Source organism: Luteococcus sp. H91, assembly GCF_038433135.1.
Classification (GTDB): Bacteria; Actinomycetota; Actinomycetes; order Propionibacteriales; family Propionibacteriaceae; genus Luteococcus.
This window is the reverse complement of record NZ_JBCDMV010000001.1, coordinates 24,855-48,772: the sequence shown is the minus strand read 5'-3', so window position 1 is coordinate 48,772 and position 23,918 is coordinate 24,855. Positions and strand designations below refer to the sequence as shown.

The 23,918-nt window shown below is 67.9% G+C and carries 20 protein-coding genes; 10 read left to right on the top strand and 10 right to left on the bottom strand.

Annotated features, from left to right (window positions below; all coding sequences use genetic code 11):
• Positions 1-52 precede the first annotated feature (52 nt).
• From AAEX57_RS00195 to AAEX57_RS00185, 3 genes are all read left to right on the top strand, one after another.
• Positions 53-1,873 carry a sugar-binding domain-containing protein gene (locus AAEX57_RS00195; RefSeq protein ID WP_342090215.1) on the top strand — a complete coding sequence of 607 codons (1,821 nt, stop codon included), beginning with the start codon at positions 53-55 and terminating at the stop codon, positions 1,871-1,873.
• The gene (locus AAEX57_RS00190) at positions 1,870-2,898 is read left to right on the top strand and encodes an aldose epimerase family protein (protein ID WP_342090214.1); all 1,029 of its coding nucleotides are present in this window, start codon (positions 1,870-1,872) and stop codon (positions 2,896-2,898) included. Before AAEX57_RS00195 ends, AAEX57_RS00190 begins: the two co-directional genes overlap by 4 nt.
• Positions 2,899-3,073: 175 nt before the next feature.
• The gene (locus tag AAEX57_RS00185; protein ID WP_342090213.1) at positions 3,074-3,526 is read left to right on the top strand and encodes a hotdog fold thioesterase; all 453 of its coding nucleotides are present in this window, start codon (positions 3,074-3,076) and stop codon (positions 3,524-3,526) included.
• A 33-nt stretch (positions 3,527-3,559) separates the two neighbouring features.
• On the opposite strand, the gene AAEX57_RS00180 is transcribed toward AAEX57_RS00185, so the two are convergent.
• The 3 genes from AAEX57_RS00180 to AAEX57_RS00170 form a co-directional block, all read right to left on the bottom strand.
• A complete protein-coding gene (locus tag AAEX57_RS00180; protein ID WP_342090212.1) occupies positions 3,560-5,383 on the bottom strand; it encodes an AMP-dependent synthetase/ligase in 1,824 nt (607 codons plus the stop codon).
• 135 nt (positions 5,384-5,518) lie between these two features.
• Entirely contained in the window at positions 5,519-7,393 is a 1,875-nt protein-coding gene (locus tag AAEX57_RS00175; RefSeq protein WP_342090211.1) for an AMP-dependent synthetase/ligase, read from the bottom strand.
• Positions 7,393-8,187 carry a deoxyribonuclease IV gene (locus AAEX57_RS00170; RefSeq protein ID WP_342090210.1) on the bottom strand — a complete coding sequence of 265 codons (795 nt, stop codon included), beginning with the start codon at positions 8,185-8,187 and terminating at the stop codon, positions 7,393-7,395. Before AAEX57_RS00170 ends, AAEX57_RS00175 begins: the two co-directional genes overlap by 1 nt.
• Before the next feature lie 142 nt (positions 8,188-8,329).
• On the opposite strand from AAEX57_RS00170, the gene AAEX57_RS00165 reads away from it, so the two are divergent.
• Positions 8,330-8,779 (top strand): hypothetical protein, encoded by a 450-nt coding sequence (locus AAEX57_RS00165; RefSeq protein ID WP_342090209.1) that lies wholly within the window; start codon positions 8,330-8,332, stop codon positions 8,777-8,779.
• A 64-nt stretch (positions 8,780-8,843) separates the two neighbouring features.
• Positions 8,844-10,937, top strand: coding sequence for a phosphate acetyltransferase (gene pta / locus AAEX57_RS00160; RefSeq protein WP_342090208.1), 2,094 nt, complete (start codon positions 8,844-8,846; stop codon positions 10,935-10,937).
• Between the two features lie 188 nt (positions 10,938-11,125).
• Here pta and AAEX57_RS00155 read toward each other — a convergent pair whose 3' ends face one another.
• A complete protein-coding gene (locus tag AAEX57_RS00155) occupies positions 11,126-12,613 on the bottom strand; it encodes a carboxyl transferase domain-containing protein (protein ID WP_342090207.1) in 1,488 nt (495 codons plus the stop codon).
• 176 nt (positions 12,614-12,789) lie between these two features.
• On the opposite strand from AAEX57_RS00155, the gene AAEX57_RS00150 reads away from it, so the two are divergent.
• Positions 12,790-13,980: an acetate/propionate family kinase gene (locus tag AAEX57_RS00150; RefSeq protein WP_342090206.1), complete on the top strand. Its 1,191-nt coding sequence runs from the start codon at positions 12,790-12,792 to the stop codon at positions 13,978-13,980.
• A gap of 3 nt (positions 13,981-13,983) precedes the next feature.
• Here the strand turns inward: AAEX57_RS00150 and AAEX57_RS00145 are convergent, their stop codons facing one another.
• The 4 genes from AAEX57_RS00145 to AAEX57_RS00130 all read right to left on the bottom strand — a co-directional run bounded on the left by AAEX57_RS00145 (position 13,984) and on the right by AAEX57_RS00130 (position 18,307).
• Positions 13,984-15,258 carry an MFS transporter gene (locus AAEX57_RS00145; protein WP_342090205.1) on the bottom strand — a complete coding sequence of 425 codons (1,275 nt, stop codon included), beginning with the start codon at positions 15,256-15,258 and terminating at the stop codon, positions 13,984-13,986.
• A 108-nt stretch (positions 15,259-15,366) separates the two neighbouring features.
• The gene (locus AAEX57_RS00140; RefSeq protein WP_342090204.1) at positions 15,367-16,119 is read right to left on the bottom strand and encodes an ATP-binding cassette domain-containing protein; all 753 of its coding nucleotides are present in this window, start codon (positions 16,117-16,119) and stop codon (positions 15,367-15,369) included.
• Between the two features lie 125 nt (positions 16,120-16,244).
• Positions 16,245-17,330, bottom strand: coding sequence for an ABC transporter permease (locus AAEX57_RS00135; RefSeq protein WP_342090203.1), 1,086 nt, complete (start codon positions 17,328-17,330; stop codon positions 16,245-16,247).
• Complete coding sequence (locus AAEX57_RS00130) at positions 17,327-18,307, bottom strand: substrate-binding domain-containing protein (protein ID WP_342090202.1); 981 nt, start codon at positions 18,305-18,307, stop codon at positions 17,327-17,329. The genes AAEX57_RS00135 and AAEX57_RS00130 overlap by 4 nt, the downstream gene beginning before the upstream one ends.
• Before the next feature lie 75 nt (positions 18,308-18,382).
• Here AAEX57_RS00130 and AAEX57_RS00125 point away from each other — a divergent pair, with 75 nt between their 5' ends.
• Positions 18,383-19,123: a GntR family transcriptional regulator gene (locus AAEX57_RS00125; RefSeq protein WP_342090201.1), complete on the top strand. Its 741-nt coding sequence runs from the start codon at positions 18,383-18,385 to the stop codon at positions 19,121-19,123.
• Between the two features lie 10 nt (positions 19,124-19,133).
• Here the strand turns inward: AAEX57_RS00125 and AAEX57_RS00120 are convergent, their stop codons facing one another.
• Positions 19,134-19,661, bottom strand: coding sequence for a hypothetical protein (locus AAEX57_RS00120; protein WP_342090200.1), 528 nt, complete (start codon positions 19,659-19,661; stop codon positions 19,134-19,136).
• Positions 19,662-19,736: 75 nt separating this feature from the next.
• Complete coding sequence (locus AAEX57_RS00115; protein WP_342090199.1) at positions 19,737-20,345, bottom strand: hypothetical protein; 609 nt, start codon at positions 20,343-20,345, stop codon at positions 19,737-19,739.
• A gap of 165 nt (positions 20,346-20,510) precedes the next feature.
• Here AAEX57_RS00115 and AAEX57_RS00110 point away from each other — a divergent pair, with 165 nt between their 5' ends.
• The 3 genes from AAEX57_RS00110 to AAEX57_RS00100 all read left to right on the top strand — a co-directional run bounded on the left by AAEX57_RS00110 (position 20,511) and on the right by AAEX57_RS00100 (position 23,820).
• The gene (locus AAEX57_RS00110; protein ID WP_342090198.1) at positions 20,511-21,287 is read left to right on the top strand and encodes an SDR family NAD(P)-dependent oxidoreductase; all 777 of its coding nucleotides are present in this window, start codon (positions 20,511-20,513) and stop codon (positions 21,285-21,287) included.
• A gap of 62 nt (positions 21,288-21,349) precedes the next feature.
• Positions 21,350-22,069: a lysophospholipid acyltransferase family protein gene (locus AAEX57_RS00105; protein ID WP_342090367.1), complete on the top strand. Its 720-nt coding sequence runs from the start codon at positions 21,350-21,352 to the stop codon at positions 22,067-22,069.
• Positions 22,066-23,820, top strand: coding sequence for an FAD-binding oxidoreductase (locus tag AAEX57_RS00100; RefSeq protein WP_342090197.1), 1,755 nt, complete (start codon positions 22,066-22,068; stop codon positions 23,818-23,820). Before AAEX57_RS00105 ends, AAEX57_RS00100 begins: the two co-directional genes overlap by 4 nt.
• Positions 23,821-23,918: the final 98 nt, after the last annotated feature.

The window sequence follows — 23,918 nt, the reverse complement described above, 5'->3', positions numbered from 1 at the left end:
CACCCAGCTCAGCACAACTCAGCTCAGCACCACCACCGAAAGAGGTCCCGCCATGCCCAATGCCGCGTTGCGCATCGCCCAGTCGTGCCCCGCCAGCCAGCAGGACGGCAGCCATCCGCGCCCCACCCTGCTGCGCGAGGCGTGGCTGAGCCTGGATCGCCTGGTGGGCTTCGCCCACGACGACGACCAGGTGGGCATCGACGAGCACTGGGAGCGCACCGCCGCACCCTTCGACCGCCAGATCCAGCTGCCCTTCGCCCCCGAGACCCAGGCCTCGGGGATCGATGACAAGGGCTTCCACCCCTGCGTCTGGTACCGGATCGAGGTCTCCAATGACGATCTGCGCGCCGCCGGCCACGCCGACGGGCGACGTCTGCTGCTGCACTTCGGGGCGGTTGACCATGAGGCGACGGTCTTCGTCGACGGGCAGTTGGTGGGCAGCCACGTCGGCGGCCAGACCGCCTTCAGTTTCGACATCACGCCGGCGCTGGATCCATCCACCGATCAGCATGTGATCACCGTCCGGGCCTTCGAGGATCCCCTGGACACCCGCCAGCCCCGCGGCAAGCAGGACTGGCAGGAACAGCCGCACGTCATCTGGTACCACCGCACCACCGGCATCTGGCGGACCGTCTGGTTGGAGTCGGTGGCGCCGCTGCACCTGACCCGGCTGGTCTGGCGCAGCGACGTCGCCCAGGGCAGCGTCACCGCCCACGTCGAGCTGAACCGGCGTCCCGCGACCCCGGTGGAGCTGGATCTGGCCGTCGCCCACGATGGGCGTCGGCTGGCCGCCGCCACCGTGCTGGTTGACGCCCAGGACAACCAGATCACCCTGCCGCTGTCCGGCCAGGACAATGGCGTCAACTACGAGCAGTTGCTGTGGCAGCCCGGGCAGCCGACGCTGCTGGACGCGGCTGCCGTCCTGCACGCGGATCTTCCCGACGAGGTGAGCGGCTACCTGGGCTTCCGCGACGTGGCCGTCGGCACGGACCGGATGGAACTGAACTTCCGGCCCGCGATCGTGCGATCCGTACTGGAGCAGGGCTACTGGCCCAGCTCCCACCTGACCCCGCCGTCGCTGACGGCCATGCGCGAGGAGGTGCAGCTGATCCTTGACCTGGGCTTCAACTCGGCCCGGATCCACCAGAAGGTGGAGGATCCGCGCTTCATCTTCTGGGCGGACAAGCTCGGGCTCACCCTGTGGGGCGAGAGCGCCGCCGCCTATGCCTTCGACTCCCGCGCGGTGCAGTTGCTCAGCCGGGAGTGGATCGACATTGTCCGCAGCTACGAGGGCCACCCGTCGATCGTCGCCTGGGTGCCCTTCAACGAGTCCTGGGGTGTGACCCATCTGGCCCGTGACGGGGCCCAGCAGGCCTACACCCGTGGCCTGTCGGATCTGGTGCGGGCGCTGGACCCGACCCGTCCGGTGATCTCCAATGACGGTTGGGAACACACCGACTCCGACCTGCTCACCATCCACGACTACGAGTGGCAGGGCGGCATCCTCACCGAGCGGTACACGGATGCGGGTCTGGAGCAGATGATCGCCACCAGCGGTCCAGCCGGGCGGGCCATCGCGCTGGGCACCGACCAGGCCTTCGACCTCCCGGTGATCATCAGCGAGTTCGGCGGAGTGGAATTCGTCACAGCACCGAGTGCGGACCAGACGTGGGGTTATTCCTCTGCTCGGGATGCCGGTGACTTCGAGCACCGCGTCCGCGAGATCATGGAGGCAGTCAAGGCCTCACCAGTGCTGGGCGGCTACTGCTGGACGCAGCTGACCGACACCCTGCAGGAGGCCAATGGCCTGTGTGACGAGAACCGGCAGCCCAAACTGCCGGTGGAGACCCTGAGGGAGCTGATGGGCGAATGACTCTGGAGAAGCGGACCTTCGGCACGCTGGACGACGGCCGGGAGGTGACCGAATACCTGCTGGGGAAGCAGGGTGGGCCCCGGCTGCGACTGCTGGATCTGGGCGCGGCGGTGCACGGTTTCCGTTTGCGCGGCGATGACCCGGACAGCGCGGTCATGGTGGGATTCTCCACCCTGGACCGGCAGCAGGAGTCCGCATCGGCCTACTTCGGCGCCGTCGTCGGCCGCTACGCCAACCGGATCGCCCACGCCCGCTTCCAGCTGGACGGCCAGACCCACCAGCTCACCGCCAATGAGGGCAGCACCGCGCTGCACGGCGGCGTCGACGGCTTCAGCTTCCGGCTGTGGGAGGTGGCCAACGAGGCGGACGATGCCATCACCTTCCGGTTGGTCAGCCCCGACGGTGACCAGGGCTTCCCCGGCGAACTGACTGCCACCGCCACCTACCGACTGCTGGAGTGCGGCTTCCGGCTGGAGCTCTCCGCCGTCACCACCGCCCCCACCGTCTGCTGCCTGACCAGCCACGCCTACCTGAACCTGGCAGGCAGCGGCACCGCGGAGGAGCACCTGCTGAGTGTCGACGCCGACCAGTACGTCCCGATCGACGTCCACTCGATCCCGCTGGGCGAGTTGGCTGACGTCGCCGATACTCCCTTCGACCTGCGCCAGCCCACCCGGATCGCCGAGCGGGTGCGCGAGGAGGACGAGCAGATCGCCCTGGCCAAGGGGATCGACCACTCCTTCCAGATCCGCGGCACGGGCATGCGCCGCCATGCCCGGCTGGAGTGCCCGGCCAATGGCCGCTCGCTGGAGCTGTTCAGCGACCAGCCCGCGCTGCAGGTCTACACCGGCAACTTCCTGGACGGCAGCTGGATCGGCTCCCGCGGCGAGCGACTGCGCCAGGGTGACGCGATCGCGCTGGAACCCCACCAGCACCCGGACAGCCCCAACCGTGACTGGGGAAGCAGCCCGGTGCTGCGCCCGGGCGAGACCTGGAGCAACACCATCGAGTGGCGCTTCGGCTGAGCCAGCCGGGGGCCTCGACAGGACGGGCAGTGGTGCACTGTGCACCCTGGCCCGTCACGAGGCACCCGCCCCAGCGGGTGCAGAGTGACGCTTGGGGGTGCACAGTGGGAGCCGACGTGGGCACAATGGGGCGTCAGCAGAACCAGACAGATTCCCCGCCCCGACGGAGAGGCCCATGAGCATCTGGACCGAGCATCCCACCCCCGAGCAGATCAACGAGCGCAGCCGCGGCACCGCCGTCGAGCATCTGGGCATCGAGATCACCGACTTCACCGAGGACTCGTTGATCGGCCGCATGGTGGTCGACGAGCGCACCGTGCAGCCGGCAGGCGTCGTGCACGGTGGCGCCTCGGTGCTCTTCGCCGAGACCCTGGCCAGCTGGGCCGCCACCTTCACCATTGACCAGTCGAGGCAGTACGCCGTCGGGATGGAGATCAACGCCAATCACGTGCGCCCGGGCCTGCCCGGCATCCTGACGGGCGAGGCAAAGGCGATCAACCTGGGCCGCACCACCCAGATCTGGGACATCCGGATCACCAATGAGGCGGGCAAGCTGGTCTGCGTCAGCCGCTGCACCATGGCAGTGCTGGACACCCCCACCCAGTACAAGGGCGGCGACAAGGGCTGAGACCCCTCGACAGCCCCGGGGACCGGAGCTGGGTCAGCGCTCGGTGTTCTGCCCCGAACCCTTGCGGCGCTCGGCCATCTTGGCGTACATCTCGTCGATCACCTCGCCAAAACGCTTCTCCACCTCGCGTCGCTTCACCTTCAAGGTGGGCGTGAGCAGGCCGTTGTCCATGGTGAAGTCCTCGAAGAGCACCCGCAGGTCTCGGATCTGCTCGTGGCTGGGCAGCTTGCCGGTCAGGGCGACGACGCGCTGGCGCACCTCCTCGGCCATCTCGGAGTTCTCCATCAGCTCGGTGGGGCTGGTGTAGCTGATGCCGCGCTTCTCGGCGATCTCCGCCAGGTGTGGCAGCGATGGCTTGACCAGCAGCGTCAGGCAGGGGCGGTTGTCGCCGAGCAGCACGGCGTGCTCGAAGAGCGGATCGGCCAGCAGCAGACCCTCGATCGGCTGCGGCGCGATATTCTTGCCGTTCAGCGTGACGATGATGTCCTTGAGGCGGTCATTGATCACCAGGTAGCCGTCGTTGTCCACGTAGCCACCGTCGCCGGTACGCAGCCAACCGTCCTCGGTGAAGGCGTCGGCCGTGGCCTGGGGATTGTTCCAGTAGCCCTTCATCACATTCGGGCCCTTGTACAGGATCTCGCCACCCTCACCGATCCGCAGCTCGCCGCCGGGCATCACCGGGCCGCAGGTGCCGAACTTGAAGGCTGTCGGCGGGTTGAAGCTGACCAGCGGCGACGCCTCGGTCAGCCCGAAGCCCTGTTCCACCAGCAGACCGGCGGCGGAGAAGAACTCCTCCACCTGGATCCGCAGCGGAGCGCCGCCACAGGCCAGCACCTTCTTGTTGCCACCCATCGCCTCGCGGATGCTGGAGAGCACCAGCTTGTCGGCCAACGGCAGCTGCGCCCGCCAGTACAAATTGGGCTGCTTGCCCTTGCGGAAGGCGCGCTGGCACTGGCCGCCCACCCGCAGCGCCCAGTCGAAGACCTTCTTGCGCGCCGGGTCGTTGGCCACCTTGCCGTGCGCCGTGGCATAGACCTTCTCGTACAGCTTGGGGACGCTGGCCATCATCGTCGGCTTGGCCAGCACCAGCATGTCCGCCACCTGCTTGGCGTCGGGCACATAGGTGTTCATGCAGCCGTGGCTCATCACGAAGGTGGACCAGCCGCGCTCCAGCGCATGCGAGAGCGGGAGGAAGCACAGGCTGTGGTCATCAGCGGTGACGTAGTTGAAGTGCGCCTCCAGCCCTGCGGTCTGCGCGATCATCGCCTTGTGCTGCAGCATCACGCCCTTCGGGTCCCCCGTGGTGCCCGACGTGTAGATGATGACGCTCAGGTCTTCCGGGTTGACGGCGTTGAAACGACGCTCCACCTCGGCATCCAGCTCCGCCAGTCGCGCTTCATCGCCGGCCACCTTGTCGAACTGCGCCAAGGTGGTCACGACGCCCGGCTCCATCAGCTCCAGGGGCAGCGGATCGATCGAGATCAGCTTCAGCACACTGGGCATCTCGGGCAGCACCTCAAGGCAGCGTCGAGCCTCGGATTCCCCGCTGACGAAGATCAGTCGCGCGCCGGAGTCATTGATGATGTGCTTGATCTGCTCCGGTGTGCTGGTGGCATAGATCGGGGTCGGCACGGCGCCGATGGTCATGCAGGCGTAGTCAGCCTGGGTCCACTCGGGGCAGTTGTGCGCAAAGATCGAGACCCGGTCGCCGAACTGGACGCCGGCGTCCACCAGGGCGCGCGCCGTGCGGTGCACCGCCTGGGCGAGCTCGGAATAGGTCTGCACCACCCACTCGTCGTCGACGAGGATGCGGGTGGCCGGCCGGTCTCCGTGCTCGGCGACGACGGAACGGAACATGTGGGCAAGGTGCTCCATGCCAGACCTTTCGGAATCGACCGAGGCGAGGAACCTACGGTTGCGTAGGCAAGATTCTTGCATCCGCAGGGGGATTTCACCACGTCAACCCCCGCAAGTCCTCAGCCGACCTACGGCTCAGCGACGCCGAGTGCGCCTGAGTTCCGCGTAGAGCTGCTCGATCTCCTTGGCAAAGACCTTCTCGATATCCCGGCGCTTCAGCTTCATCGTCGACGTGACCAATCCACTGGCCATGGTGATCCGGTCATTGGCCAGCACCACGCCTCGCACCTGCTCGTGGTGCGCCAGTTCCTCGGTCAGCTTCGACACCCGGGCGCGCAGGGCCTCGACCACCGTGGGATTGCGGGTCAGCTGCTGCGGGTCGTCGGCCAGCCCCAACTCGTCGGCCAGGGTCTTCCACCCGTCGCGGCTGGGCTGCACCACGGCCACCAGGCAGGGCCGGGCATCGCCGACGACAACGGTCTGCTCGAAGATCGGGTCCGCCATCAGCGCCGCCTCCACCGCTTGCGGCGCCACATTCTTGCCATTGGCGGTGACGATGATGTCCTTCATCCGGTCGGTGATGGTCACGAAACCCTCCGGATCCACATAACCGACGTCGCCGGTGTGCAGCCAGCCGTCACGAATCGCCGCCGCGGTGGCCTCCGGATTGTTCCAGTAGCCCTTCATCACCGATCCGCCGCGCACCAGGATCTCGCCACCGTCCGCGATGCTCAGGTCACTGCCCTTGATCACGAAACCGACGGTGCCCAGCTTGTAGTTGTTGTTGCGGTAGATGGTCATCATCGGGCCGGATTCGGTCAGGCCATAACCCTGCCCCAGCAGGATTCCCGCGGCGGAGAAGAACTCCTCCACCTCCCGCCGCAATGGGGCGCCACCGCTCACCATCAGCGTCTTGCTGCCGCCGACGGCCTGCCGGATCTTGGAGAGCACCAGCTTGTCGGCCAGCGGCAGCTGGCTACGCCAGTAGAGTGCCGGCTGCTTGCCCTTGCGGTAGGCGCGCTGGCACTGGCCGCCCACCCGCAGCGCCCATTCCATGGTCTGCCGGGCCGCCGCGCCGGAGGCCTTCTCCGTGGCGCCGGCCATCACCTTCTCGAAGAGCATCGGGACGCTGACCAGCAGCGTCGGCTGCGCCTTGGGCAGCAGTTCGCCGATCTTCTTCGGGTTGGGGCAGTAGGTGTTCTGGCAGCCGCAGTGGAACAGGTGGAAGGTCCACATTCGCTCCAGCGAGTGCGCCAGCGGCAGGAAGCAGACCGAATGATCTTCTGGCTGGAAGTCCCAGCAGTCGTCGATCGCGGCCAGTTGGTTGCCGAAGCCTCCGTGCGTGAGCATCACACCCTTGGCGATGCCGGTGGTGCCCGACGTGTACACGATGGTCGCGACGTCCTCGGGCCGGCCGGCGGCAACCCGGGCGGCCACCTCGTCGGCGTACGCGGCATTGTCCTCGGCCAGCAGGTCGGCGACGCTGGCCAGCCCGGGCACCGGGTCAAAGCTGATCGCGTCCACCGTCACGTCGTCGCCGCAGGCCTGGCCCAGCAGATCCGCCTCGCGCTGGCCCGCGACGAAGGCCAGCCGGGCGCCGGAATCGGTGAGGATGTGCCGCACCTGTGCGGCGGTGGAGGTGGCGAAAACCGGCACCACGATCAGGCCGGCGCTGAGCGCTCCAAGATCGCAGACCGACCATTCGGGCCGGTTGTTGCTGAAGACCATCACCCGGTCACCGGGCTGCAACCCGCGGGCCACCAGCGCCCGCGCCAACCCCAGGATCTTGGCGTGGAAGGTCGGGTAGTCGTCCACCTGCCAGCTGCCGTCGGAGCCCTCCACCCGGGTCGCTGGCCGGTCGGCGAAGCGGGTCGCGGAGTCGGCGATCATTCGGGCCAGGTGGAAAGTGGATTCGTCGACGGGCTGTGCCGGGGAGGTGCGGGCAACGGGCGGCAGGTAGGGCCGGGGCGCGATCGCGGTGGGCTTGCCGGAGGAATGGTCGACGCTCATCAGGCCAGGTTCTCCTTCAGGTAGTCGATCTCCAGCGCGTGCACCTGGGCATCGCCCGGGGTTTCCAGCACCACCGGCGCCGCGGCCAGCCTGACCACCTCGATCAGGCCCTCGGCATCCACCTGCCCCTGCCCCAGGTTGGCGTGCCGGTCCGCGCCCGAGTCAAAGGCGTCGCGGGAGTCATTGCAGTGCACCAGATCAATCCTGCCGGTGATCGCCTTCACCTTCTCCACCAGCCCGACCAGTTCCTCGCCACCGGCATGGGCATGGCAGGTGTCCAGGCAGAAGCCCACCTGGTCGGCATCCGAGGCCGACGCGATAGTGCTCCACAGCTGGTCGATCCGCTCCAGGTGGCGGGCCATGGCGTTGGCGCCGCCGGCGGTGTTCTCGATCAGGATCGGCACAGCCATCTCCAGCCCGTCGACGGCCTTGCGCCAGTTGTCGAAGCCCACGGCCGCGTCATCATCCTTGCCGACATGCCCGCCGTGCACGATCACCCCGGCGGCGCCGATCTCGGCCGCGGCACTCACCTGCTGCTGCAGCAGCTTGCGCGACGGAATCCGGATCCGGTTGTTGGTGCTGGCCAGGTTGATCACATAAGGGGCGTGCACCCACAGCTGGATGCCCGCAGCCTGGGCATCGGCCTTCAGCTTCTCGGCGCCGCCGGCATAGTCCACCCGCGGCCCCTTCCAACCCTGCGGATCCCCCAGGAAGAACTGCGCGACGCTTGCGCCGCGGGCGGTCGCCTCGGCGATCGGGTCGGTCTGGTCAACGTGGGCACCCATGGAGATCATGGCTCCGAGCCTAACTCCCACCACCCACATTCCTTGGCCACTGAGCGGATCGTCGGGCTGGTCCCCGCGTCGACGCGACGAACGTCGGTCGTGGAAGCGGCGCTTGGGCCACCTCATGGCCCGGATCTGCGAAACTGTGGGCATGAGCCAGCATCAGGACCCGTCGCAGATCGCCGACACCACCGGACTCCTCGCCATGTCCCGTCGTGTCGGGCGCCAGTACTCGCTGTACTTCGTGTTGCTCGGAGCCGCCGCGCTGGTGCTCGGGTTCCTGCTGGCCGTGATGTCCTGGAAGATCGCGCTGCCAGTCGGTCTGGCGATCATCGCCATCTGCGTGGCCGCGCTCGGCAAGTTCGTCAGCAGTCACCAGCAGGTGGTCGGCTCGCTGAACCATCTCGCCCGGCCCTTCTGGGCGGGTTACCTGGTGGCCCTGCTGGTCGCCATCCTGGGTGTACTGCTGTGGCGGGGCCACGACTGGATGGGCTGGGTCGGCGGTGGCCTGGGCCTGCTCGACGGCCTCGTCGCCGGGCACTTCATCGATCGCGCGTCGCAGGCGGCCAGCCGTCCGACGTCGTCGTCGGCCATTCACTGACCCGTCGTCGGCGGGCAGGCCTCCCGCGTTCCCACGAGCTACCCGACGGGGGTAGGGTCGCAGTGTGACCAAAGCCGTATACATCGCGTCCTCCGAGGGTGGTGTCGGCAAGAGCACGATTGCGCTCGGCCTTGTCGAAGCCCTAGCCCGTACCGTCAACTCCGTGGGCGTCTTCCGCCCCCTGGTGAAGTCATCCGAGGATGACATCGTCACCCGCACGCTGATCGCCCACGAGGCGGTCCCGCAGTCCTATGACGACGCCATCGGTATCAGCTATGCCGAATTCGCCGCCGATCCGGACGAGGCGATGACGACGATCGTCAACCGCTACGAATTCCTGCGCAAGCGCTACGACGCGCTGGTGATCGTCGGCTCCGACTACGCGGACGTGTCGGCGCCGATCGAGATGAACTTCAACGCCCGGGTGGCCGCCAACCTGAACGCGCCGGTGCTGCTGGCCGTGCGCGGCAAGAACCGCACCGTCGACGAGGCCCGTCGCTCCGCCGAGGTGGGCCTGGCCGAGTTCGAGCGCGCGCACAATTCGATCTTCGCGGTGATCGCCACCCGGATTGCCCCCGAGCTGGCCGACGAGGCCCGGATCGCCCTGGCCGGCATCCGCGGCGACCTGGTCACCGGAGTGCTGCCCGAGACCAGCCTGCTGGCCGCGCCCACCGTCGGGATGCAGGTGGATGCACTGAAGGCCGACCTGTGGCTGGGCAGCCAGCGCGAGCTGAGCAAGGAGTCGCTGGGCATCACCGTGGCCGGCATGACCCTGCCCAACCTGCTGAACCGCATGCAGAACGACCACACCGTCGTGATGCCGGCAGACCGAGTGGATCTGCTGCCCGGGCTGGTGCTGGCCCACCGCTCCAGCTCCTTCCCGGATCTGGCGGCCGTGGTGCTGACCGGTGGCTACGACATCCCGGCCAATGTCCGCACCCTGCTCAGCAGCATCGACGCCCGGCTGCCGATCTGCACCGTGCAGACCACCACCTACGAGACGGCCCAGCAGCTCTCCCGACTGGAGGGCGCCCGCACCAGTTCGCCGCGCAAGATGGAGATCAGCCGCAAGCTCTTTGCGGACAATGTCAACGTCGCGCAGCTGCTGGATTCGCTCGGCCGGCACAGCTCGAACCTGCGCACCCCGCTGATGTTCGAGAACCAGATCATGGCGCAGGCCCGCAGCGACGTGCGCACCATCGTGCTGCCCGAATCCCAGGATGACCGCATCCTGGAGTCGGCGGCCACGATCCTGGAGCGCAATGTGGCCCAGATCGTCCTGCTGGGCGATTCGCTGACCATCAACAAGCGCGCCCGCAAGCTGAAGATCGACCTCTCCAAAGCCAAGATCATCGACCCCACCGACGACGAGCTGCTCAACCAGTTCGCCGGTGAGTACGCCAAGCTGCGCGCGAAGAAGGGGGTCACCTTCGAGCAAGCCAAGGAGAAGATGGCCGACCTGTCCTACTTCGGCACCATGATGGTGCACTTCGGGATGGCCGACGGCATGGTCTCCGGTGCGGTGAACACCACCGCCAACACCATCCGCCCCAGCCTGGAGTTCATCAAGACCAAGCCGGGCATCAAGGTGGTCTCCAGCTCCTTCCTGATGTGCATGCCGGACAAGGTGATGGTCTACGGCGACTGCGCCGTCAACCCGAACCCGAATGCCGAGCAGCTGGCCGACATCGCGATCAGCTCCGCCGACACCGCCAAGGCCTTCGGCATCGAGCCCAAGGTGGCGATGCTCAGTTACTCCACCGGTGAGTCCGGCTCCGGCCCCGACGTCGACAAGGTGCGCGAGGCGACGGCGTTGGCCAAGGCGGCCCGTCCCGACCTGCTGATCGAGGGCCCGATCCAGTTCGACGCCGCGGTTGATCCCGGCGTCGGCAAGAAGAAGATGCCCGGCTCCGAGGTGGCGGGCCAGGCGACCGTGTTGATCTTCCCGGATCTGAACACCGGCAACAACACCTACAAGGCCGTGCAGCGGACCTCCGGCGCAATCGCCGTCGGTCCCGCCCTGCAGGGTCTGAACTGCGCGGTCAACGACCTCTCGCGTGGTGCGACGGTGGACGACATCGTCAGCACCGTGGCGATCACCGCCATCCAGGCGCAGGAGCGCCCGGCCGGTGCGGGTTCGCCGCTGCGTCAGGCTTGAGCCAGCTCTGACCAAGCCCCTCGACGGGTGACGGGACCCTGTCCCCGATCCCGTCGAGGGGCTTTTTCACCCCCAGGTGGCTGGACGCTGTCACGGTGCACTGTGCGGGTCGAAGCGCTCAGGCGAGAGGCCTCACTGGCAGATCGTGAGCCTGCCGACGAGTGGCGGCCGACGACTGCGCCAGACTTTCAGCGACCCATGCTGCGGAAGCGTTCCCGGCGTCGGGCCAGGCGCTGGTCGTCAGGCATGTCCAGGAGCTCCTGCAGGTGGTGCGCCACGGCCTCGCCCACGGAGTGACAGAAGACCTCGGCCCCGCCGCCGGACATCTCATCGGGCTCGCCGACCACCTCGTCCACCACGCCGTCGCGCTGCAGGTCATGGGCGCCCAGCCCTTGGCGACGCGACATCTCGGCGGCCATGTGCGCATTGCGGTGCACGATGGCGCTGGCGCCCTCGGGCGGCAGCGGCGCGAGCCAGCCCTTGCCCGCACACAGCATGCGGTCGGCCGGGAGCATAGCCAGGGCCGCACCCCCACCGCCCTGCCCCAGGATCACCGAGACGGTGGGCACCGGCAGGTCCGCCAGCCAACCCAAAGTGCGGGCGATCTCCCCGGCCAGCGCCATCTCCTCGGCCTGCTGGGTCAACGCCGCGCCGGGTGTGTCGATGATGCTGACCACGGGCAGGTTCAGTTCGTCGGCCAACCGGAATCCCCGTCGGGCCAGCCGGAGCCCGGCCGGGGAGAGCGGTTCACCGTGGCTGGCGGAGCGGTCATGCCCGACCCACACGCACGGAATGTCACGGAACTTGGCCAGCCCGACGCGCACCGCTGGGTCCACCTGACCGTCGCCCGTGCCGCTGAACCAGACCATGTCCGTGCACTCGTAGTGCGCCAGATCCACCAGCCCTGGCCGGGCAGTGTGCCGGGTGGCCTGGACGGACTCCCAGGGATCGGCTTCCTCGGCCAGGTGGGAGGCCTCGCGGCGCACCAGCTTGGGCCCGACGCGGGGCGCGCCGGCCGCGGCCAGCAGCCGGGCCCAGACTGCCCGCAACTCGTCATTGGGCACGACGGCGTCGATGATCCCCCGCTCCTGCAGGTTCTCGGCGCGCTGGATCCCCTCCGGGATCATCTCCCCGGCGATCGCCTCCTGCGCACGTGGCCCCAGGAAGCCCACCAGTGCGCCGGGTTCGGCCGTCGTGTACTGGCCCAGCGAACCCCAGGACGCCAGCACCCCGCCGGTGGTGGGGTGCCGCAGGTGCACCAGATAGACCAGTCCGGCGTGACGGTGTGCCTGCACCGCCTGGCCGATCTTGACCATCTGCACGAAGGCGGCGGTGCCCTCCTGCATCCGTGTGCCGCCAGAGCAGGGCGCGGCCAACAGCGGGATCCGTTCGGCCGTGGCACGGTCGACGGCGTGCAGCACCAGATCGCTGGCGGCGTGCCCGATCGAGCCGCCCAGGAAGCGGAATTCCCCCACCACCAGGGCAACCCGATGACCGTCCAGGGTGGCCTCGCCGGTCAGCACCGCCTCATCCAGACCGGTCTTCTCCCGGGCCGCGGCCAGTTCGGCGGCATAATCCGGGTCTTCGGGGTTCTCCAGCGGCAGCCCCCAGTGGACGAAGCTGCCCTCATCGACGACGGTCTGGACGAATTCGGTGGCGGTGAGACGCTTGGACATCGACATGACTCCTTCGACGCGGGACGCCGTCGTCTCGCTGATTCAAAGTTATTGGACCGTCCCGTCCACCAACAGCCCCGTGCCACCCCTTGGTCGGCACCGTGGCTCTGCCCCCCACCTCCACTCACGGCGATCCCCGGGTCAATTGCCCCGGGATCGCCCGATAGGCTGGCGCCATGCCGAAGCCCATCCTGCTGCTCAACTGCGGATCGTCCAGCATCAAGTACCAAATGATCGACGCTGATACCGAAGACGTGATGGCCGTGGGCCTCGTGCAGAAGGTTGGTGAGCCGACGCCCGGCACCATTGACCACGAGGTGGACGGCGAGGAATTCCACGATTCCACCTATTTCCCCAGCCACACCGAGGCGATCGCCGCCGTGGTGAAGATGTTCGACAACCACGGCCCGGACATCACCGAGGCCGTCGCCGTCGGCCACCGCACCGTGCACGGCGGCACCGAGTTCAACTCCACCACCATCATCACCCAGGCCGTCATCGACAAGCTGGTGCAGCTCTCCGGCCTGGCCCCGCTGCACAACCCGCCCGGCATCGCCGGTATCCGTGCCGCCCGGGAGATCCTGCCCAATGTGCCGCACGTCGCCGTCTTCGACACGGCCTTCTTCGCCGAGCTGCCGCGCGCCGCCTACACCTACGCGATCGACCAGCAGCTGGCGCACGAGCACCAGATCCGCCGCTACGGCTTCCACGGCACCTCGCACCAGTACGTCAGCGGCCAGGCCGCCGAATTCCTGGGGCGAGACATCTCCGAGTTGAAGCAGATTGTCTGCCACCTGGGCAATGGCGCCTCGGTCTCCGCCATCGACGGCGGGCACCCGATCGAGACGTCGATGGGCCTCACCCCGCTGCAGGGCCTGGTGATGGGTACCCGCTCCGGCGACGTCGACCCCGGCCTGCACGCCTACCTGGGCCGTGAGATGAACCTGACCGTCGCCGAGGTGGATTCCCTGCTCAACAAACGTTCCGGCATGCTCGGCCTGACCGGCAAGACGGACATGCGCGACATTGCTGCGCTGATCGAACAGGGTGACGAGAACGCCCAGATCGGCATGGAGGTCTACGTCCACCGACTGGTCGGCTACATCGGCAACTACATCGCCCACCTCGGGGGGATCGACTGCATCACCTTCACCGCCGGCGTCGGTGAGAATGCCGCCGATGTGCGCAAGGCCGTGGTGGACAAGCTGGGCTACTTCGGCGCCGTGCTGGACGACGAGGTGAACGCGGTGCGCTCCAAGCAGGCACGCCGGATCTCCACGCCGGAGTCCAGGATCGAGATCCTGGTGATCCCCACCAACGAGGAGCTGGCGATGGTGCGTGAGACCATCAGGGCGATCAGCGCCTGAGCTTCACCTTGGCGTGGTGCGGCCGATCCCCTTCGGCAGGCCGATCCGGCCAGCGAAGACGGTCATCCACGCGGCACCGGCGACGGCGATCCCGCCGATCGCCAACACTGCCGCCTGGACGCTGACCGTCGCCACCAGCAGGGAGATCAGCAGCGGCCCGCCCAGCACACCCACATTGCTGAACAGCGCCCAGACCCCCAGGAAGCGGCCGCGACCCTGGCTGGGGCTCAGATCGGCGCCGATCGTCATGTTCACCCCGGCCCCCAGACCATTTCCGACGGCCATCACGACGACGGCCAGCACCATGCCCACCAGCCCCCACCAGGCGCTGAACGGCACCACCAGCAGGAAACCGGTGCCGTAGATCAGCAAGCAGGTGATCAGGATCATTGCCCGGCCCAGCCGGTCCTTGAGGTAGCCGCCGGGGAACATCAGGATGATCTCGATTGCCGCACCGGCGGCGACCACCAGCGAGATGGTGGATTCATGCAGACCAATGTGCACGCCCCAGAGCTGCACGATCACCGGCTGCGCGACGCGGGCGACGGCCAGGGTGGTGATGGCTATCCCCGCCAGGATCACCCGGCTCCAGCGGACGCCGCTGGGCGAGGAGGCCGCGACAGGCTCGGCGGTCGTGGTCGCGTGGTCCCCGAGCCTGTCGAGGGGTTGGGCGGAAGGGGCCTCGACAGGCTCGGCCATCGTGGCTGCTTCCGGGCGGTAGAGGATCGCGACGGCCAGCACCGCGCAGAGCACGCTCAGCACGAAGACGCTCCACAACGGCAGCCAGAGCAGCAGCACACCGCCCACCAGCGGGCCGATCAGGTTGCCGATCCGCATGGTGCCACCCAGCGCGGTCATTGCCCGGCCCACCTCGTCGGGGCCTACGTGATCCGCGGTGTAAGCCTGACGGGCCAGGCTCCAGATGTTCATCGCGGGTGCCCGGCCGAAGGCGGCGGCCATGAACAGCGCCAGCGCCCCGCGCCCGCCCCAGACCAGCGCGGCGATGGTGACGGCGGTGAAGACCGTGATCACCCCGGTGGCCAGCAGCATCGCGCGCTTGTCGCCCAGCCGGTCGATCAACCGGCCGGCATGCACCGTCGTCGCCAGGCCGATCCCGCCGACGATCGCGACGATCGCCGCCGCCAACGAAGCCGAGGCACCCAGCTGCATGGCGGCCAGCACCTGCACCGGCACGGTCGCCCCACCGGCCACGCCGATCAGCAGCGACGGGGCCAGGATCGGCCAGAACAGCCGTCGATACAGGGAGGGAGCGCGCACCCGGTCAACTGTGCCACGGTCTGCGACGCACGTCGCGATGGTTGTTTGACGTCGCTGACCTAGCTAGGGTCGCGACGTCGAAGAACCATAGCGACGTGCGGAAGAGGCTCAGCCCTGCAGTTCGTGCGCCAGGGCGTCGAGCTCGGCGCCGCCGGCCATCTCGGTGGTCAGCTGGTCCAGTGTGATCTGGTTCTTGGTGCCGTCCAGGCTGACCCGGCCCAGTTTGAGCACGACGAAGTGGTCGCCCACCAGCCAGGCGTGGTTCGGGTTGTGGGTGATGAAGATCACGGCGACGCCGGCCTCGCGGGCCTTGGCGATGTAGCGCAGCACCACGCCCGATTGCTTCACGCCGAGTGCGGCGGTCGGCTCGTCGAGCACCAGTACCTTGGCGCCGAAGTGCACGGCCCGGGCAATCGCGACGCACTGCCGTTGCCCGCCAGAGAGCGAGCCGACGGGAGTCTCCAAATCCGGAATGTCGATCCCCATCCGGCGCATAGCCTCGCCAGTGATCTGCTTCATCCGGGCGATGTCCAGCCGGCCGAAGGGCTTGCGGGTGAGCTCATTGCCCAGGAAGAAGTTGCGCCAGATCGCCATCAGCGGGGCCAGCGCCAGATCCTGGTAGACCGTCGCGATCCCGGCGGCCTGCGCGTCACGCGGCGACCCGAAGTGCGTCGGCTCACCGTTGACCAGCAGCTCGCCCGACGAGTGCTCGTGCAGCCCGGAGACGATCTTGATCAACGTCGACTTGCCGGCACCATTGTCGCCCAGCACGCAGGTGACCTCGCCGGCCCGGGCCACCAGATTCACCCCACGCAGCGCCTCGACATTCCCATAGCTCTTCCCCGCGTCCTTGAGTTCCAAGATCGCGGCCTCCCCAGCCCCGGACCCCTCCGAGGCCGTGGATGGGACTGGCCCCCGAGCGAGGGACGAGCGAGGGTGGTTGGCCGCGGAGGGGTTCGGGGTGGGGAGACCGCCCGTCGTCGAACTCATCGCTGTTCCGCCTTTCGCTTCAGCCAGACATTCAACAACGTGGAGGCCAGCAGCATCACGCCCAGGAAGGTCTTGAACCAGTCCGGATTCCAGCCGGCGTAGTTGATGCCCAGCTGGGTCATGCCATAGATCAGCGCACCGACGGACGCACCCACCACCGAACCGAAGCCGCCGTTCATCAGGCAACCGCCGATCACCGCGGCGATGATGTAGATGAACTCCTTGCCGACGCCCTCACCGGACTGGACGACGCCGTAACCGAACAGCAGGTGCATCCCGCTGAGCCAGGCACAGAAGGCGACGAAGAGGTAGAGCGCCACCTTGGTGCGCCGCACCGGCACGCCCGAGGCGCGGGCCGCTGCCTCGTCGCCGCCGACGGCCAGCACCCAGTTGCCCTGCCGGGTGCGCAGCATGATCCACGCACCCAGCATGGTGAGCAGTAGCCAGAAGAGCAGCGTGACCCGCAGCGTGATGCTGTGCCCGCCGACCTGCAGCGCGAACTGGGAGGCGAAGACCTTGCGGGCCGATTCCCAGCCCGCCATGTCGTCGATCGCGGCCGTCGAGACATTGCCGCTGACCCACCGGGTGACACCGAGGTTGACGCCTTGCAACACGAAGAAGGTGCTCAGCGTGGTGAGGAAGCTGGGCAGCTTGGTCCGCACCAGCAACAGGCCGTTGACCAGGCCGATTGCCAGGGTGACCAGCAGCGCCAGCAGCACCCCCACCCAGACATTGAGGTTGAACCACCAGCTCAGCAGCGCCGCGGCCAGCCCGGCGGTGGTGACCAGCACACCGGCCGACAGGTCGAATTCGCCACCGATCATCAACATCGCGATCGGGACGGCCATCAGGCCGATCGTCGACGCCTGGTAGAGGATCGTGCCGATGTTGTCCAGGTTCCGGAAGCTGGGGGCGACGGCCAGGAAGAAGACCATGATCGCCAGGCCGCCCACCAGGGAGCCGATCTCCGGGCGCACCAGCAGCCGGGTCGCCAGGGAGCGGCGTCGGGTGCGGTCATCGGCCGTCAATGCGGCCTCGACAGGCTCGGCCGCCGTGGTTGCGTCGGGTGTGTCCGCACTCATCGCTTGCCCGCCGCGGCGTAGCTGGCGACCGCGTCCACATTGGACTTGTCGATGAAGGCGGGGCCGGTCAGCGTCGCGGTGCCGCCGCCGATCGAGTTGCCATTGGTCTTGTACAACCACAGCGCATCGACGGCAAGGTAGCCCTGCAGGTAGGGCTGCTGGTCGACGGCGAAGGCGATTCTGCCGTCCTGGATGGCCTTGACCAGCTCGGCATTGGTGTCGAAGGTGGCGATCCGGGCGTTGGAGCCGGCCTCCTTCACCGACTTGACGGCGGTCAGGGCCACCGAGGCCTTCAGCCCCAGGACGGTGTCGATCTCCTTGTCCTGCTGCAGCTTGGCGGTGATCTTGGTCTCGACGTCGGCGATGTCGGTCCCGGTGACGTAGAGGGTCTCGGTATTCGGCAGCACCTGCTTCACGCCGGCACAGCGCGACTCGTTGCCCACATTGCCCTGCTCATGCAGGATGCACAGCACCTTTGCCGCGCCGTCGGTCTTGAGCTTCTCGCCGGTCTTCTGGCCGGCCACCTTGTCCTCCTGGCCGAAGAAGCCCTGCACGCCCAGGCGCTGCCAGACGTCGACGCCACCGTTCATCGCGGTCACCGGGATCCCGGCCTTGACGGCCGCCTTCACGGCGGCGGACATCTGGTCGGGCTTGCTCAGCGTCACCGCGATCCCGTCAACCTTCTTGTCGACGGCGGCATTGACCAGGTTGGCCTGTTCGGCACCCTCGGGGCTGGCCTGGTACTCCAGCGCGATGCAGTCCTTCTTGGCGGCATCCTCGGCACCCTTGCGCACCAGATCCCAGAAGTCGTCGCCGGGCGCGGAATGGGTGATCATCGTCACCTTCATGGTGGTGCTGGCGCAGCCCCCGGCAGCGGCGGACTTCTCGGCGGCGGCACGCCCACCGGTGGCGGAGCAGCCGGTGGCGAGCAAGAGGCTGGCGACGACGGCCAGCGATGACAACAGGCGGGGCTTCACGACGGATCCTCCGGACATGACATGTGACAAAGCTCAACATTGTCACCTTACATTGGCTCACGGTAGCTTGGCCCCATGCCCAACAGCCTCCCCGTGGTGGTGGACCGCGCCAGCCCCGTGCCGCTCTATCACCAGCTGGCCGAACAGTGGGCGGGGGCCATCCGCAGTGGCTCGCTGAAACCGGGCGATCCCTTTGAGAACGAGCTGGCGCTGGTGGCGCGGCTGCACCTGTCCCGCCCCACCATCCGCAAGGCGATCAACGAGCTGGTGCAGCAGGGCCTGCTGGTGCGCCGGCGCGGGGTGGGAACACACGTCGCCAGCCAGGTGGTCGGCCAGCGCGACTCCCTGACCCCGCTCTTCGACGAGTTGAAGGGCGCCGGCCGCAAGCCCCATACCGAGGTGTTGCGATTGCAGGGTTCGCGCCCCCATCGTCGAGCGGCTGAGGCCCTCGGGTTGAAGCCGGGCACCCCGCTGGTCTACCTGGAGCGGCTTCGCTATTCCGACGGCCAGCCGCTGGTGGTGCTGCGTAGTTGGCTCCCGCCGGTCTTCAACGACGTCGCCGCCGACGACTTCATCGATCGCAGCCTGTACGCGGTGCTGGCCGAACGCGGACACGAGAAGGCCGAGGCCCGGCAGCGGATCGCCGCCCGGCTGCCCACCGCCCGGGAGCGCCGGCTGCTGGGGCTGACCCGCGCCGACGCGGTGCTGACGGTGCAGTGGCTCAGCCACGACGCCAACGGAATGGCCCTTGAGTACGGGGAACACTCCTACCGCGGCGACAGCTATGTGATGGACAACACCCTTCGCCGCGGCTGAGGCGCGCGACTCAGGCGAAACTGTCGTACAGCGCCTGGGCGAAGGTGGCCAGCTCGTCGGTGGTCTCCTTGGTGTCGCCGCCGTTGACGCTGAGCATGCCGCCGTCGAGCATCGCCAGGCAGACGGGAGCCTTGTCGCCGGCCGCCAGCACGCCGCAGGTGACGTCGCCGGTGGTCTTCACCTTCTCCAGCATCGAGGCTTCGTTGCCCGACGGTGGAATCCGCTTCAACGTGGTCAGGTAGACCTTGGGCGTCCCTCCCGTGCCGGTGTACATGGCGACGGCGATGGTGTTGTCGTCCTTGGGGCTCCTGGCCGTCATCCCCTTGATCGTCTCCGGCAGCTTGGCCGTGGCGGCCTTCTTCCGGCCGGCGGTATCCACGCCGCCCTGACCACCCGCGCCGCCAGCCCCGGCGCTGGCCGCCGGCTGGTCACCACCCACCGTCGTGGATCCCGTGGTCGGCTGCTTGGCGCCGCCACCGCAGGCACTCAACAGGGTCAGCGAGCAGAGGGACCAGATGGCAGCATGGCGCAGCTTCATGACAACTCCAGTGTGTTGGAACGACGAGACAGCCGGATATCTCCACGCTAGCCGCCGGCGAGGGCCAGCACCGGCTCAGGCGAAGGTGGCGTAGACGTCGTTGGTGAGCTTGGCCAGCTCGGGGAGCTTGGTCTGGTCCGTGCCGTTCAGCCACAGCACGCCGCCGTCGAGCGGGGCGAAGCAGGCGGTGACACCCTCGGCCTGACCGCAGGTGGCAAGCCCCTGGGTGGTCTTGCCGGAGAGCTTGGCGACCACCCTGTCGAAGCTCAGGGAGGAGGAGAGCGTCATCATCACCATGTCGTCCTCGGTGCCGCCGGTGTACATGCCGTCGTTGCCGGTGTACTTGCCCACCGTGGCGGGCAGCTTCGCGGTGGCGAACTTCTTGGTTCCCGCGGGCAGTTTGGCCGCCGACGAGGCGGCGGGCGACGCGCCGCTGGGCTCGGCCGAGGGGTCGGCGGTCACCGCAACCTCGGGGGTGTCGGCGACGCTGGCCTCCGCGCTCGGGTCCGGCGTCGCACCCTCGGGCTCGGATACCTCGGACGCGGCGCCACCGGACTGGGCAGGTGAGGCCGTGCCGACCGGTGCGGAGGTGGCGGGGGCCGGGGCGTCCCCACCGCCGCAGGCGGCCACTGGGGCCAGGGCGAGCAGGGCGGTCAGTGACAGGGCGGTGTGGCGAAGCGACATGGTGGACTCCTTGTGTGCGCTGCCCTCGGGGGAGGGCCAGACGTCGACGACAGCGTCAACCCGCACAGCCTACGGGAGATGCCGAACCACCCGGCGGAGCAATCGGCGTCGGCCGCTGCCACACCATGAAATGCGGCGTCTGCCGCAGTGCCGTAAGTTTGGGGCATGGCAACAGCTCTGGTCACTGGCGGAACGTCGGGCATCGGCAACGCCTTCGTCCGCGCGCTCGCGGCTCGCGGCGACGACATCGTCATCGTCGCCCGCGACACCGCGCGGATGAACGCCCTCGCCGCCGAACTCTGCGCAGCGCACGGCATCCAGGTCGAGTGCCTGACCGCGGATCTGGCGCGGCCCGAGGACGTGACCCGGATCGCGGACTGGATCGAGGATCCGGCGCATGTGCTGGATCTGGTGGTCAACAATGCCGGTTTCGGGCTGCATGCCAAGCTGCTGGACAAGGAGCAGTTGGAGACCCAGCGTCGCGCGATGGACGTGATGTGCTTTGCGGTGCTGCAGCTCTCCGGCGCCGCCGGCCGCGCGATGAAGGCCCGCGGCAGTGGCCGGATCATCAACGTCTCCTCCACCAGCGCGTGGATCTTCAGCGGCAACTACTCAGCGATCAAGGCGTGGGTGCTGAGCTTCACGCAGGCCCTCAACATCGAGCTGAAGGGCAGCGGGGTGACCGCGACGGCGTTGTGCCCGGGCTGGGTGCACACCGAGTTCCACCAGAGGGCCGGGATCAGCTCTGACAACCTACCGGGCATCGTCTGGGTGGATCCCGACGTGCTGGTGCGCGAGGCGCTGGAGGATGCGGATGCCGGCAAGCCGATCTCCATTCCCACCACCAAGTGGAAGATCGCGATCGGGGTGGCAACCCACGGCCCGCGTGGCTTCATCCGCTGGTTCTCCGGAAAGCTGTCGTCGAGCAGGCACAAGAAGTGAACGCGATCACCGACCGGATCAAGTTCCCGGGGGGCGAACGCGCCCGCTATCGCTCCAAGCCGATGGCGGCCACCCGCAGTGGCGCCCAGTTGCTACTGCTCAAGCCCGCCATCTGGCGGCTACTGGACGTGCACGTGTTCGGCAAGGAGAACCTGGACGACGTGGAGGGTGCCTTTGTCGCGGTGGCCAACCACTCCAGCCACTTCGACGCACCGCTGATCACCGGCTCACTGCCGCGCCGGTTGTCGCAATTCCTGTCCGCCGGGGCTGCCGCCGACTACTTCTTCGATGCCTGGTGGAAGGCCGCCCCCACCGCGCTGTTCTTCAACGCCTTTCCCGTGGACCGCAAGGGAACCCGCGGCCGCAAGGGGCTGGCGGGCAATCTGCTCTCCGACGGTGTCCCCTTGTTGCTCTTCCCGGAGGGCACCCGCTCCCGCACCGGCGCGATGGCCCCCTTCAAGCCCGGCGCCGCCGCGCTGTGCATCAGCCGCAACGTCCCCGCGGTGCCGATCGCCCTGGTGGGCGCCTACGCCGCCTGGCCGTCGACGCAGAAGACACTGCCACTGAACCGGCCAACCGTGCACGTCGTGATCGGCGCCCCGATGCACCCGCACCCCGGGGAGATCGCGCACCAGTTCAACGAGCGGATGCGCCGCCAGGTGCTGGAGCTGCACGATTCCACCGCCCGCGCCTACGGCATGAAGACGCTGGCCGAATATGCCCACACCGCCGCCTTGGAGAAGGCGCGCACCACGGATTCCAAACCACAGGAGAAGCAGTGACCAAGTCCCATCCGAAGTCCCCGGCCAAATACCAGAAGTGGTGGGGTTGGGGCGCTGACGGTGACAAGCCCTATGCCGTCGCCGACAAGCCGAAGTTCCCACCCTTCGCGATGGAGCGGCTGGGCGTGGACATCCTGGCCAAGGAGTTGGAGGAGCCCCGGCTGGCGGACATCGACGTCCCGGCCAGCATCATCGACGACCAGTTCAAGGGCGAATTGATCGGCGCACTGGGTGAGGCCAATGTGCGGCTCGACGACGAGATGCGCGTCGTGCACGCCTATGGCAAGGGTGTTCGTGACCTGGTGCGGGTGCGCCGGGGAATCCTGGGCCGGGTGCCGGATGTCGTCGTCTACCCCGGCAATGCCGATGAGGTGCGGGCCGTGATGGAGGCCGCACTGAAGGCCAATGCGGTGCTGATCCCCTATGGTGGCGGCTCCAACATCGTCGCCGCGCTGGAGGCCCAGCCCGGTGAGCAGCGGGTGGTGGTCAGCTGTGACATGGGCCGGATGAACCAGGTGCTGGAGATCGACGAGACCGCCGAGATTGCGCTGATCCAGGCCGGCGCGCTGGGCCCAGACATGGAGGAGCAGCTCAACGCCAAGGGCTGGACGTTGGGTCACTTCCCGGACAGCTTCATGTGGTCCACCGTCGGCGGCTGGATCGCGACCCGCTCCACCGGTTCGCAGTCCGACAAGTACGGCGACATCGCGGACATCACCCGTGGTCTGGAGATGGTGATGCCGGCTGCTGAGGGCTCCGAGCAGCGCACCCAGCTGTTGAGCCTGCGCGCCCTGCCGTCGTACTCGTCGGGTCCGAGCGTGCGGGAGATGGTGCTGGGCTCCGAGGGGCGTCTGGGCATCATCACCCAGGCGTGGATGCAGGTGCACCGCATTGCCGAGGCCCGGGAGATCCAAGCCTACTTCTACCCCACCTACGACGCCGGTCTGAAGGCCGCCGAGCTGATTGCCCACTCCGACGCCAAGCCGATGATGTTGCGCGTCTCCGACGCCGCCGAGACCCAGTTCTCGATGGCCAATGGCAAGAAGTCCAGCACCAAGAGCCACTACATCAACAAGGCGATGCAGAAGGTGATGGAGGCCAAGGGCTGGAACCTGGACGAGATCTGCATCAGCTTCGTCGGCTTCGAGGGCAGCCCGATCCACGTGCGTTATTCCAAGAGCGTGGTGAACAAGATCGTCAAGGCCCAGGGCGGCATGAATGTCGGCAAGGGCCCCGGCACCCTGTTCGACCAGAAGAAGTACGACATCCCCTACATCCGCGACTTCCTGCTGAACATGGGGATTCCCGCTGACGTGTCGGAGACGGCAACCCCGTGGAGCCGCACCAAGGAGATGCACGACGAGACGGTGGCGGCCGCGGAGAAGGCCTTTGCCGAGACCGGGCACAAGGGCTTCATCATGTGCCACGTCTCGCACAGCTACCACGCGGGCGCCTGCCAGTACTTCACCTTCGCCGTCGCCGATGGCTCGGAGAACAACATGGCCACCTATGACCATGTGAAGCGCGCGGTGCAGCAGTCCTTCATGGACCACGGTGGCACGGTCAGCCACCACCACGGTGTGGGCGAGGAGCACTCGCCGTGGATGGCGCAGGACATCTCCCCGGCCGGCGTGCACATCCAGCGCAAGCTCTTCGAGGGCGTCGACCCGGGCAAGAACCTGAACCCGGGCAAGATCGTCCACGACGGGAAGCCGGGCATCAGCTCGAACTCCGTCGACGCCGACGCCTGAACGAAACACTGACGGCCGAGCCGGGCGAGGCCCCACACAGCCCCGCGGGTTCCTTCCCGCGGGGCTGGTGTTTTCCACAGCCTCGGACACAGAACCTG

Bases quoted from the DNA above. Each gene is read 5' to 3' on its own strand.
- AAEX57_RS00125 (WP_342090201.1), top strand. From the start codon at position 18,383: ATGCCCAACAGCCTCCCCGTGGTGGTGGACCGCGCCAGCCCCGTGCCG.
- AAEX57_RS00180 (WP_342090212.1), bottom strand. From the start codon at position 5,383: ATGTTCCGTTCCGTCGTCGCCGAGCACGGAGACCGGCCGGCCACCCGC.
- AAEX57_RS00175 (WP_342090211.1), bottom strand. From the start codon at position 7,393: ATGAGCGTCGACCATTCCTCCGGCAAGCCCACCGCGATCGCGCCCCGG.
- AAEX57_RS00135 (WP_342090203.1), bottom strand. From the start codon at position 17,330: ATGAGTGCGGACACACCCGACGCAACCACGGCGGCCGAGCCTGTCGAG.
- AAEX57_RS00195 (WP_342090215.1), top strand. From the start codon at position 53: ATGCCCAATGCCGCGTTGCGCATCGCCCAGTCGTGCCCCGCCAGCCAG.
- AAEX57_RS00155 (WP_342090207.1), bottom strand. From the start codon at position 12,613: ATGTCCAAGCGTCTCACCGCCACCGAATTCGTCCAGACCGTCGTCGAT.
- AAEX57_RS00165 (WP_342090209.1), top strand. From the start codon at position 8,330: ATGAGCCAGCATCAGGACCCGTCGCAGATCGCCGACACCACCGGACTC.
- AAEX57_RS00185 (WP_342090213.1), top strand. From the start codon at position 3,074: ATGAGCATCTGGACCGAGCATCCCACCCCCGAGCAGATCAACGAGCGC.
- AAEX57_RS00110 (WP_342090198.1), top strand. From the start codon at position 20,511: ATGGCAACAGCTCTGGTCACTGGCGGAACGTCGGGCATCGGCAACGCC.
- AAEX57_RS00115 (WP_342090199.1), bottom strand. From the start codon at position 20,345: ATGTCGCTTCGCCACACCGCCCTGTCACTGACCGCCCTGCTCGCCCTG.
- AAEX57_RS00170 (WP_342090210.1), bottom strand. From the start codon at position 8,187: ATGATCTCCATGGGTGCCCACGTTGACCAGACCGACCCGATCGCCGAG.
- AAEX57_RS00150 (WP_342090206.1), top strand. From the start codon at position 12,790: ATGCCGAAGCCCATCCTGCTGCTCAACTGCGGATCGTCCAGCATCAAG.
- AAEX57_RS00120 (WP_342090200.1), bottom strand. From the start codon at position 19,661: ATGAAGCTGCGCCATGCTGCCATCTGGTCCCTCTGCTCGCTGACCCTG.
- AAEX57_RS00105 (WP_342090367.1), top strand. From the start codon at position 21,350: ATGGCGGCCACCCGCAGTGGCGCCCAGTTGCTACTGCTCAAGCCCGCC.
- AAEX57_RS00190 (WP_342090214.1), top strand. From the start codon at position 1,870: ATGACTCTGGAGAAGCGGACCTTCGGCACGCTGGACGACGGCCGGGAG.